Genomic DNA, 11,245 nt, shown 5'->3' with positions numbered 1-11,245 from the left:
TTTTTTGTATAGAATACAACAGTTTAAAGAAAAAAAGACATGGGATTAATGGGTTATTATTTAATAGCAGGAATAATGTTTATTGTTGGGCTGATTGTTAGTAACAGACTCAAAAGTAAATTTAAGGAATACAGTGAGATTGGCCTTCGAAATGGCATGAGTGGTAAAGAGATTGCTGAAAAGATGCTTTCAGATAATGGCATTTATGATGTACGTGTGCTTTCTACGCCGGGCAAGCTGAGTGACCATTATAACCCTGCTGATAAAACGGTAAACCTGAGTCCTGATGTGTACGCTGGCAGAAGTATTTCTGCTGCTGCCGTTGCGGCACATGAATGCGGCCATGCGGTACAACATGCTACTGCTTATCACATGCTTACTTTCCGCAGCGCTATTGTGCCTTTGGTAAATATCAGCTCACAGCTTTCTCAATGGATCATCCTGGCCGGTTTGGGCTTAATGTTTGGCAGTGCCAACCCTACTATTCTGCTTTTAGGCATTATTCTTTTTGCCATTACTACCTTGTTTACGCTGGTAACGCTGCCTGTTGAATACGATGCGAGTAACCGTGCACTGAAATGGCTGGAGGGCACACAAATGACTACTCCTGCGGAGCATGATAAGGCTGCTGATGCTTTAAAATGGGCAGCAAGGACTTATGTTGTTGCCGCAATAAGTTCCGTTGCCACCCTTTTATATTATATTTTACTGTTTATGAACAGCAGGGACAGGAGTTAACACTTCCAAATTCCATATGATATAAAAACAGCCGGAAATTTAGGTTAAATTTGCAGCATGAGCAATGGTGGGACTACTAATTCAATTTTCGACAAGGTTATATCTTTTATAGATTTCACAAATGAACCTCTATTTCTGACCGGTAAAGCCGGAACAGGAAAGACAACTTTGCTTAAAAAGATCAAGGAAAGCTCTAAGAAAAAGATGGTGATTCTTGCACCTACGGGTGTTGCTGCCATGAATGCCAAAGGCACCACCATCAATTCTTTTTTTCAATTGCCTCCGGGTTCTTTTTTTCCCGGCGATATCAGTCTTGAAAATCTGCAGGCGGGCATTATTTCCATCCAGTCGATGGTGAGTGATTTAAGTTTCAGCAAAGATAAAATCAGCCTGTTCAATGAGCTGGAGCTCCTGGTGATCGACGAGGTTTCTATGGTTCGCTGCGATTTGCTTGACGTTATTGATGCCATCCTCCGATCAGTAAGGAAAAACAATGCTCCTTTTGGTGGCGTACAGCTATTGCTCATCGGCGATTTATTTCAATTGCCACCAGTGACTAAAAGAGAAGACTGGGCATTTTTACGTCGTGCTTATGCCTCACCCTATTTTTTTGACGCCTATGTCATCCGCAGAAATCCCCTGTTACAAGTTGAATTAACAAAAGTTTTCCGACAAACAGAGCCTGAATTTATAAAAATTCTAAATGACATCAGGAATAATGAAATCAGTGATAGCGGACTAGAGCTGTTGAATAAAAGGTATGATCCTTTATTTAGTGCTTCGAATGAGTTGAACCCAATCATTATTACCTCTCATAATGCGGAAGCAAATACCATTAACAAGGAAAAGCTGGATGAGCTTAAGGGCACAGAACATGTTTTTGAAGGCGAAATTAGTGGTGATTTCAGAGACCTGAATTTACAGGCCGAGCAATCTTTAAAACTGAAGGCCGGTGCTCAAATTATGTTCATTAAAAATGATACAGGTGAGAACCGCAAATTCTACAACGGTAAAATCGGGAAGGTCAAGTCCATCCAGGAGAATGAAATTTACATCTCCTTTCCGGGAGAAGAGGATTTACTGCTGGAAAAAACGTCATGGCAATCTTTCGAATATAAAACCAATGCTGAACAAGTGATTGTGCAACAGCAGATTGGGGAGTTTTCGCAATACCCCATTAAACTGGCATGGGCGGTAACGATCCATAAGAGCCAGGGTTTAACGTTCGACAATGCCATTATTGATGCTGGAAAATCTTTTGTTGCCGGACAAGTTTATGTTGCTTTAAGTAGGGTAAGAACTTTAAACGGACTGGTTTTAAAATCTAAAATCAGTACGGAGAGTTTAAGGTCTAATGCTGAAGTGATCAATTACATGAAACCTGCAAAAGAGGATGAATTAGAGCAGCTGCTGGTTGCGGCACAGGAGAAATTCATTCTCCAACTGGTATTGGCTAATTTTTCTTTTCAAAGTCTCCTTACTGGTCTGGATGCTTTGGCAACGAATCCTGAAGTGGTTAAAAGTGGCTTACCTGAATTGAAGGCGATGCTGAGTCAGCTTCAAAAAGCAATTGACACACTGGTGAATTTTTCTGATCGCTTTAAGCAACAGTTGCAGCAATTGCAACAGAAGAACGGTTTTAAAGAACAGGAAGTTTTTCAAAGCAGGATGTCGGCGGCTCTGGCCTATTTCACTAAGGAGATGACTATTTTGCTGGTTAATCCTTTGAACAAGATGATTCGCGTTAAGCCAAAGAACAAAGTACAGCAGCATATTCAACAACTGTTGCAAAAATACAGAATGGTCATAGAAAACAGAATCTCCATGATGCATTATGCTACTGAATTGTTAAAAGAACCAATTAAGCCTGAAGAATACAGTGCCTGGATCAGCAAACATCAGCAGCAGATCAACACCAGGCAAGATGCTTCTGCAAGCAATAAGCCTTTGGTTAACCTGCAGCTGTTTTAAAATAATTAAGGCTGTCCACTTCCGCCTGCAGCACCATAAACCTGTCCTGTAGAATAACTGGCATCGTTGGCGGCCAGCTGCACATAAATGGAGCCGAGTTCTGCAGGTTGACCGGGTCTGCCATAAGGGGTGTCTGCCCCAAATTTCTCCAGCTTATCAGGCTTGGCACCACCACTCACTTGCAAGGGAGTCCAGATGGGCCCCGGTGCAACACCATTTACACGGATGCCTTTTGGGCCTAATTGCTTAGCCAGTGAACGTACAAAACTTGTGGTTGCCGCCTTGGTTTGTGCATAATCATAAAGTTCTGGTGAAGGATCTGTGGCCTGCACAGAGGTAGTGCCAATAATTACAGCACCTGGTTTTAAATGTGGTAATGCCGCTTTGATTAACCAAAATGGAGCATAGATATTAGTTTTAATGGTCCAGTCGAATTGTTCTGTCGTGATGTCCAGAATGGAATCATGGGCTTGCTGACGGGCAGCATTGCTGACTAAAATATCGAGGCCACCTAAACCACGAACAGCATCATCCACCAGGCGAGTACAAAATGATTCTTCCCTTAAATCGCCGGGAATGGCAATGGCTTTACGACCTTCAGCTTTGATTAAGGCCACCACCTCCTGGGCATCTGGTTCTTCATGAGGAAGGTAGTTAATGGCAACATCAGCACCTTCACGCGCATAAGCAATGGCAGCCGCACGACCCATTCCAGAATCCCCACCTGTTATGAGGGCTTTTCTGCCCATTAAACGTCCGGAACCCTTATAACTTTTTTCGCCATGATCTGGTATAGGCTCCATTTTGCCTGCCAAACCGGGCCATGGCTGAAACTGCACTTTAAAAGGTGGTTTTGGATATTTAGTTACCGGATCTTCCAACTTTACCGCTGTCCAGTTACCAAAGGTATGGACGTCTGTAGCTCCAAATGCTGGAGAAACAGCTGCAGCAGCTAATCCGGCACCTATGCCACCAATTACTTTTCTTCTGCTTATTTTGTTTTGTTCTTCCATCTTGTTACTCCTTTCTTGAGATAAATTTATTTAAAATCAAATCCTATGCCCTATTGAAAAGAATAAATACGGAAAAGCTAAAGTTAAATACCTAAAATGGCTAAATAAATATCAAAAAGTCAGGGGTATCATGAAAAAGCCGCATCATTTCATCAATGATACGGCTTTATTATGCTATAAAAAACTTTTTTACAAAGTCTCTTTGGTGGTATTAATCGTTTTTTCTAATGCATTCAAGATCGCAGTTTTATAACCGGTGAAGTTAGTTTGACGAGCTTCCTCGGTATCACTTTCTTTCAATGTTTTTCTACTCGCTTTTACTTCTTCCAGTTCATTTTGAAACAATGATGTAAATGTTTCTGGTTCTTTATTTTTTAAGATCCTTACTGTATGTGAATATTTTTCCTGGCTATCAACAAGAATTGCTACATTCTTCTCATCATAATCAGCTATACTTACCACTTTTAATACCAGCTTTTCAAGCTTTCCTCTTTCTTTTGCGTAACCCATAATTGCCGCTAATATACCAGTTATCCAGAAGAATAACACTATAATAAAAGCTTTATAGCTCAAAAGCACGTTTCTACAGCTGTAAGATCAGGAAAAGATCCATTGATATTGCATTGTTGATCCATAAAAAATCCCCTGCGCTTGTGGCGTAGAGGATCATGCATCATCAAAAGATTGATGGCAATTAGGCAGTCTGCATTTTTACGATATTTCTATAGGCAAAAACGTTGAAGATATGTCTGCGGGCAAATCTACCAGGAGAATCTGCGTTAACCAATTTAACGTAAACTGCTCTAGGCACTTCAAAATACTCATAACCACTACCATCAAGGAAATGCACTTTAAGTACCTGACGCTCCCAGGTAAAATCAGCAATACCACAAGTAGATGTTGTTTGGGTATATTCCTCAATAGAAAGGTTTAGGGTTTCAGGAGCAATACTCACTAAAAAGTGGTAAGCTTCAATGATTTCCTTACTTTTATGTTCTGCTTCTAATTTAGCTTCTTCATTATCCTGGAACTTGTCAGGGTGACAGTCCTTCATTAAATTCCTGTAAATGGTCTTTAATTCTTTTAGTTCGGCATCCTTTTGAACACCTAACAATTTTCTGTAATCTACTATTTTCTTCATAAAATTTGCGCAAAGATACATAGTTTTTTATAGTAATCGTATTATGTTTCAATTAATTATACAAATCACATCAGCACCAGCTATTTAAAAGGAAACAAAACACAAAGCATTATTCTGTGTTTACAATAGAGGCATTGGCATATTTACAATCCAACGGTATGCTGAATATAAGAATGTAACCCAATAATAATTTAAAAAAATGACAGAGTTAGCGGTGAACAATCCGGAATTTGAGGTACAAATCAATATTGATGGTACAGATCAAACCATTTTAGTCAAACCTGAAGAAACCAGTGATGGCGCTGCATATTACAGGTGTCTGCTGCAAGGGAAACAATTAACCCAGATCCGGGAAGACGTAAAAGGAGAATGGGAACAATTGTGGGGCAGCTTGGTACAAGCCAAAGTAAATGCCATTGGAAAAGCAATTAAAGAGAAACAAATTTCATAATGTGCAGTCTGCAGCAATCAACCCTGTTAAATTTCAACATAGATAGTAATGGAAACGATAGAAAACAAGATTAGCCCTACTTCAGGTGAATATTCAATTGAGACACATAACCCCGAAAATGTTGGCTTTAATGAACGGTTAGCCTCCATGTTACTCGGTGGTATCCTCCTTGGCTCTTCACTTAAAAACCCTTTCAAGTCGAGGTTTATGTATGGGCTATACCTTGCCTACCGTGGTATAAGTGGTAACTGTTTATTTTATGAATACCTGGGCATAGATGGTAAAAAGCCCCAGGCTGTAAATATTAAAGGCGAATTTGAAATAGACCTTCCACCTGCTGAAGTTTATGCCTATTGGAGGAATTTGAAAAACCTGCCCGGCACCATTAGTCGTTTGTTAAATGTAGAAGTGGTAGACGAAAACCATTCTACCTGGAAGTCTAAGATTTTAGGTAATCTGTTTGCCGTGAAGTGGGATGCTGAAATTGTAAAAGACGAGCCTGGACGCCTTATTGGCTGGAAATCCAGCAACAACAAGCTGATGCACCACGTTGGCAGGGTGGAGTTTGAGCAATCTCCAAATAATGGTGCTACGCTGATGAGAGTAGTGCTCTCCTACCGACCACTCATTGGAGGTGTTGGTGTGGGGTTATCAAAATTGATCAACCCCTATTTTGAACATCTGCTGGAAAAAGAAATTAAAAGCTTTAAATACAGGATAGAACACAAAACACCAGTGAATGTATCACCCCTACGAAGCCATATTAGCGGCGCTCATTCCTACAACGATAGCCATTAGCAACACCAAGACATAAAACACGATCAATACAATCATGAGCACGCCCCAGAACTTGAAAAATGATTTCATGCTGAGCATGGCTGCGCTTAAACTTTCCTGATCGCCATATAAAACTGCTTTTTGAGTAGCCTTAGAATTTTTAAACAGCATTAAACTAGGGTAAAAGTACAGCATTGCCATCACAAGGAAATAAACGGTTAAAAAACCAGACCCCATGGCTCCTAGTGCGCTACCAGGGCTATATTTACTCAGTAAGGATATAAATGCACCTGAGCCAAAGGCAAATAAGGCTATCATCGCCGTAAACACAAAACCCAATATAGAGAGGAACTTCGTCCATTTGGAGGTCTCGTAAAGGTAGCTTCTTACATCTTCGGTGATGATGAGCGGCTTTTCGGGATTATCCATTGGTGTATCCTCTACTGTTTCTTCAATATTATCCATTTTTTTACGACTTATTTATTCCTTAAACATAGAGAATATTTATTTTCTCTGCAAGTTTATTCTATCAGGGATTTAAAATTTTTAATACCTTTGCGCCAAATTAACACAATATCTATTCATGGCATTACAATGTGGTATAGTGGGTTTACCTAATGTTGGAAAATCTACCTTGTTTAACTGTTTATCAAACGCAAAAGCTCAGGCTGCAAATTTTCCTTTTTGTACAATTGAGCCTAATATAGGGGTTATTACGGTTCCAGATGAGAGGCTGACTAAGCTTGCTGAGCTGGTTAATCCAAACAGAATCGTTCCTAATACAATAGAAATCGTAGATATTGCCGGTTTGGTAAAAGGCGCTTCTAAAGGTGAAGGTTTAGGAAACCAATTTTTAGGTAACATCAGGGCCACAAATGCGATCATCCATGTTTTACGTTGTTTTGACGACGGAAATGTAATCCATGTGGATGGTTCTGTAGACCCTATCAGGGATAAAGAAATTATCGATACTGAGTTACAGCTTAAAGATTTGGACACGGTTTCAAAACGTATCCAGAAAGTAGAGAAGCTAGCTAAAACTGATAAAGATGCCAAAAGAACATTTGAAATTTTAACGGTAGTTAAAAATCATTTGGAAGGCGGAAACTCGGTACGTTCGGCAGCTTTAAATGCAGATGATTTTGAGTTCATCATTGATTTAGGCTTATTAACGCAGAAACCAGTGATGTATGTTTGTAATGTGGATGAGAATTCTGTAATCGATGGCAATGCATATGTTGACCAGGTTAAAGAAGCTGTTAAAGATGAACAAGCAGAAGTATTGGTTATTTCTGCGAAGATAGAATCTGAAATTGCAGAGCTGGACAGTTATGAAGAGCGCCAGGAGTTTTTGGCCGATTTAGGCTTAACAGAATCTGGCGTTAACAAATTAATTGTTGCGGCTTACCGTTTGCTAGATTTATACACTTACTTCACAGCAGGTGTGCAGGAAGTGAGAGCATGGACCATCACTAAAGGTTTTACAGCTCCTCAGGCTGCCGGTGTTATTCACACTGACTTTGAAAAAGGATTTATCCGCGCTGAGGTTATTAAATATAACGACTTTGTGGCTTTAGGATCTGAGAATGCTTGTAAAGAGGCAGGAAAACTGAGTGTAGAAGGAAAAACTTATGTAGTGGAAGATGGCGATATTATGCATTTCCGCTTTAATGTTTAAGTTAAAAAAAAACTATATTAATGATGCAGCTTCAAAAGAGCTGCATTTTTTTTGGGTTATGATTTTTGAATTGGTTGGTTGGTTCATTTTATAAAGTTGCAACTTGTTTTTTGACACATTGATTGTTTATTGGTCAAATTATTGGGCACATCTGTTCCACTGAATTTTCATCCAAATGATTGTTCCTTGATCCACCTTATTTTAACAATGTATTTGACTAATTTGAACAAAAAGGAATAATCGATGCTAAAGAATTGTGTAAAATTAGAGAAGTACGCCCTCTAAAAACATAACTGCTACAGAGAAGTAAATAATCAAACCCGTTACATCCACCAGGGTGGCCACAAAAGGTGCAGATGAAGTTGCAGGGTCAGCACCCAGTTTTTTCAACAGTAAGGGCAACATAGAGCCTGCGAGAGAACCCCAGAGCACTACGCCTACCAGGGCAACGCCAACAGTAGCGGCAATTAACAGCCAATGTGGACCATACATATCAGAAAAAAGCGTCCATACAAAGATCCTGGAGAAACCGATGACCCCTAAAACTATCCCTAACATCAATCCGGAGAGGATTTCCCGGCGCATTACCCTCCACCAGTCACCCACAGTAATTTCACCCAACGCCATAGCCTGGATAATTAAGGTAGAAGCCTGAGAACCACTGTTACCACCACTGGAGATAATGAGTGGTACAAACATAGCCAAAATGACTGCTTTTGCAATATCGGCCTCAAAATGAGCCATCGCTGTAGCGGTCAGCATTTCACCCAAAAATAAAATGACCAGCCAGCCCACTCGCTTTTTGACAAGGCCAAATAAAGGCATATCGAGGTAGGGCTCATCTAAAGCCGAAGTACCCCCTATTTTTTGCATGTCTTCTGTGTATTCCTGATTGGCTATCCACAAAATATCATCCACCGTTACTATACCTAATAAAATATCATGTTCATCTACCACGGGTAAAGCCACCCGATTGTTCATTCTGAAAACGTTGATCGCTTCCTCCTGAGGGTCACTTACTTTGAGGGCAATGGAGCGGTTATCAGCAAGATCACCAATTAAGGTGTCTGGGTGAGCCAATAGAATCTCCCTGATCCTGATGTCATCTAGTAAAACACCATTTTTATCAATTACATAGATCACATCAATGGTTTCAGAATCTTTACCATGACGTCTGATGTGTTCTAATACACGGGCAATGGTCCAGTCAGTTTTTACAGCTACATAATCAGGCGTCATTAAACGGCCCACACTATCTTCTTCATAACCTAAAAGAGATAATGCTTCTATGCGGTCTTTAGCAGGCAAGAGTTGAATGAGCTTGGCTACCGCATCACCTTTAAGTTCACTGAATAACGATGTTCTGTCATCTGGTGGCAAAAGGTTAATTAATTCGGCAAGCTTTGGACCCGAAAGTTTTTTGATGATTCTTTCCTGCGTAGGAAAGTCAAGAATCCTGAAAACGTTAACCGCACGATTGATAGAAAGGGTATCTAAAAATTTGACAGCGTATTGGGGAAGTTCATCTATGAGGTGCTCAACATTAGAAATGTTAAGGTTATCTAAATAAACTTTTAATTGTGCATCATTGTTCTGTTCTACCAGCTCAACTACTTCTTCAACAATCACTTCTTCCATACCAATTCACCTTTTTTACATGTTTACGCTATTTTTATCAGGATTGCAAAAGTGGTGTTTTATTTCCGGAAATCCCCCTTTTAAGCGGAGATTATTTGAGTTTCTTCACCACCTGAAAGTCAATAGGTTAAGGCAATCAAGATAATAAATTGTATATTTTGAGCTGCCACTTTAATTCCTTGCACAGCTTAGCTCTTCTCCCGCAAGTCAATGAGGTATTGAGCTCTCTGTTAATATTGTTCAGAATTGCGTAGAAAGTAAAGGTTTGCTGAGGATCCTCATTCTGTAGCAATTTATAGCAGTTTCTCCCAGTTGTGCCAGAAGATGGTAATTTGCAATAGCCCCCACTGCAGCTCCAATAAGGGGGATGAGCTGGGCTAATTTGGCAAGGTCAATATAATCGCGATATTCTTGCTGGAAGGTGCGCCAGTCAAATTCATCTGCCTGAACAGGGAGGTTGGCCATATATCGATCCCAATGTTGTAAAACGTTAAATATTTCATTTCTTCGTTGCTGACTTGAATAGGCAAGTTGAAAAATGTAAAGAATAAAAAGTCGTTCACGATAATCTTTAACATTGTAACCGTATAAGGAGGCAATATTAAAGAGTAGTTTCATTTTAATGCCAATGAGTACAGGGAATTCGGCAAAGCCCAGTAATATTCCTCCTGCACCAGTAATGGCACCCTCTACACTTGCCGTTTTCTGGTAAAAGGTAATTTGCTGTTTGATATAACTTTCCCTCAATAGAAAAGAAGCATCTTCTGCAAGCTTAGTGCTGGTGGTGTATTTGGCCCCGAATAAAACCGCTTTGACCATTTTCTCGATGGTAACTGTGAGTACATGATGCACCTTTTCTGGTATGACGTTGTTAATTCTGTTCTGGATACCTTTAGCTAAGCGATTGGTTAAAGATGGTTTCTTTTGCATCTTGAACTGCCAGGTTAACAACTCTAAATAGGCCATTTCTTCGTAAGGGGTCATGCAGGTAAATTTAATAGTAGATGTGCATTGAGCAATAAAGTTACAAGGAGCAACAACAAAGCCAAATTCAGACAGCAGAGTAAAGCCTGCCCATCTTACTCAAATGCAATTAATTAAGATCTTATAGTACCATATACTTAACAAAATATAGAGTAATAGTAAGTACAGGTAAAAGACATAAAAAAAGCTCCAATTAAGGAGCTTCTTGTTAAAAACGTATGCATTTAAGTATCTAGTTTATGCAAATAGTGTTTAAACACGGTTGTTTGTGTTCCCGAAGGGATTCGAACCCCCATCATTAGAACCGGAATCTAACATTCTATCCATTGAACTACGGGAACAGTGGTGGCAAAGATATAATATTTAATCAAAAATTCAGACTTATGGCTTTATTTTCTAAATGTGTAAAAACATATTGAAATGTTGAAAACTTCACAGTTCTGCCGTACTAAATTTGGCGCTATTTTTCCATAAATTGAGCAGTATACTCTTATTGGTTTAAAATAATTGATTATGATGAAAAATCTACTTTTTACCATTCTGCTCCTCCTTGGTATAGTCACGTGGGTGCAAGCGCAAACCAAAGTGATCACTGGAAAGGTGACTACAGAAAACACTGAACCCATATCCGGTGCAAGTGTCATGCTTAAAGGTTCAAATACGGGTACCCAGACTGATTTGAACGGTAATTTCCGACTAGCAGTCCCCGAAACTGCCACAACCTTAATTGTAAGTTATATCTCCTATCAAACTAAAGAAGTCCGCATTACCGGTAACACCGTTAATGTAACCCTGCAAGACGAAGACAGAAGTTTGTCGGAGGTTGTCGTAGTGGGTTACGGCACCAGGGCCAG

Annotated in this window: 12 protein-coding genes and 1 tRNA gene; 6 read left to right on the top strand and 7 right to left on the bottom strand. The window is 39.8% G+C overall.

Annotated elements, in window-relative coordinates:
• The first annotated feature begins 39 nt into the window (after nt 1-39).
• Nucleotides 40-738, top strand: coding sequence for a zinc metallopeptidase (locus tag ACR2F7_RS01770; protein ID WP_432711893.1), 699 nt, complete (start codon nt 40-42; stop codon nt 736-738).
• Nucleotides 739-795: 57 nt separating this feature from the next.
• Complete coding sequence (locus ACR2F7_RS01765; protein WP_432711892.1) at nt 796-2,709, top strand: ATP-dependent DNA helicase; 1,914 nt, start codon at nt 796-798, stop codon at nt 2,707-2,709.
• A 5-nt stretch (nt 2,710-2,714) separates the two neighbouring features.
• On the opposite strand, the gene ACR2F7_RS01760 is transcribed toward ACR2F7_RS01765, so the two are convergent.
• The 3 genes from ACR2F7_RS01760 to ACR2F7_RS01750 all read right to left on the bottom strand — a co-directional run bounded on the left by ACR2F7_RS01760 (nt 2,715) and on the right by ACR2F7_RS01750 (nt 4,863).
• Complete coding sequence (locus ACR2F7_RS01760; RefSeq protein ID WP_432711891.1) at nt 2,715-3,722, bottom strand: SDR family oxidoreductase; 1,008 nt, start codon at nt 3,720-3,722, stop codon at nt 2,715-2,717.
• A 189-nt stretch (nt 3,723-3,911) separates the two neighbouring features.
• Nucleotides 3,912-4,295 (bottom strand): hypothetical protein, encoded by a 384-nt coding sequence (locus ACR2F7_RS01755; protein ID WP_432711890.1) that lies wholly within the window; start codon nt 4,293-4,295, stop codon nt 3,912-3,914.
• Between the two features lie 121 nt (nt 4,296-4,416).
• The gene (locus ACR2F7_RS01750; RefSeq protein ID WP_432711889.1) at nt 4,417-4,863 is read right to left on the bottom strand and encodes a KTSC domain-containing protein; all 447 of its coding nucleotides are present in this window, start codon (nt 4,861-4,863) and stop codon (nt 4,417-4,419) included.
• Nucleotides 4,864-5,062: 199 nt separating this feature from the next.
• Between ACR2F7_RS01750 and ACR2F7_RS01745 the strand changes: the two genes are divergently transcribed.
• Both ACR2F7_RS01745 and ACR2F7_RS01740 read left to right on the top strand, forming a co-directional pair.
• Entirely contained in the window at nt 5,063-5,314 is a 252-nt protein-coding gene (locus tag ACR2F7_RS01745) for a hypothetical protein (protein ID WP_432711888.1), read from the top strand.
• A gap of 48 nt (nt 5,315-5,362) precedes the next feature.
• The gene (locus ACR2F7_RS01740; RefSeq protein ID WP_432711887.1) at nt 5,363-6,112 is read left to right on the top strand and encodes an SRPBCC family protein; all 750 of its coding nucleotides are present in this window, start codon (nt 5,363-5,365) and stop codon (nt 6,110-6,112) included.
• Here ACR2F7_RS01740 and ACR2F7_RS01735 read toward each other — a convergent pair.
• Entirely contained in the window at nt 6,065-6,556 is a 492-nt protein-coding gene (locus tag ACR2F7_RS01735) for a DUF5362 family protein (RefSeq protein WP_432711886.1), read from the bottom strand. The genes ACR2F7_RS01740 and ACR2F7_RS01735 overlap by 48 nt on opposite strands.
• Before the next feature lie 118 nt (nt 6,557-6,674).
• Here ACR2F7_RS01735 and ychF point away from each other — a divergent pair, with 118 nt between their 5' ends.
• Complete coding sequence (gene ychF / locus ACR2F7_RS01730) at nt 6,675-7,769, top strand: redox-regulated ATPase YchF (protein WP_432711885.1); 1,095 nt, start codon at nt 6,675-6,677, stop codon at nt 7,767-7,769.
• A 264-nt stretch (nt 7,770-8,033) separates the two neighbouring features.
• On the opposite strand, the gene mgtE is transcribed toward ychF, so the two are convergent.
• The 3 genes from mgtE to ACR2F7_RS01715 form a co-directional block, all read right to left on the bottom strand.
• Nucleotides 8,034-9,407 carry a magnesium transporter gene (mgtE, locus tag ACR2F7_RS01725; protein WP_432711884.1) on the bottom strand — a complete coding sequence of 458 codons (1,374 nt, stop codon included), beginning with the start codon at nt 9,405-9,407 and terminating at the stop codon, nt 8,034-8,036.
• Nucleotides 9,408-9,647: 240 nt separating this feature from the next.
• Nucleotides 9,648-10,391, bottom strand: a complete 744-nt coding sequence (locus ACR2F7_RS01720) for an EcsC family protein (protein ID WP_432711883.1) — start codon at nt 10,389-10,391, stop codon at nt 9,648-9,650.
• Nucleotides 10,392-10,660: 269 nt separating this feature from the next.
• Nucleotides 10,661-10,732 (bottom strand) — tRNA-Arg (locus ACR2F7_RS01715).
• A gap of 172 nt (nt 10,733-10,904) precedes the next feature.
• Between ACR2F7_RS01715 and ACR2F7_RS01710 the strand changes: the two genes are divergently transcribed.
• Nucleotides 10,905-11,245 (top strand): carboxypeptidase-like regulatory domain-containing protein (locus ACR2F7_RS01710; protein WP_432711882.1); only part of this gene is annotated, 341 nt, incomplete at its 3' end.

It is taken from the genome of Pedobacter sp. (assembly GCF_045628745.1).
Lineage (GTDB): Bacteria > Bacteroidota > Bacteroidia > Sphingobacteriales > Sphingobacteriaceae > Pedobacter.
Note: the sequence above shows the minus strand (reverse complement) of the source record. Positions and strands in the feature narration are given on the sequence as shown.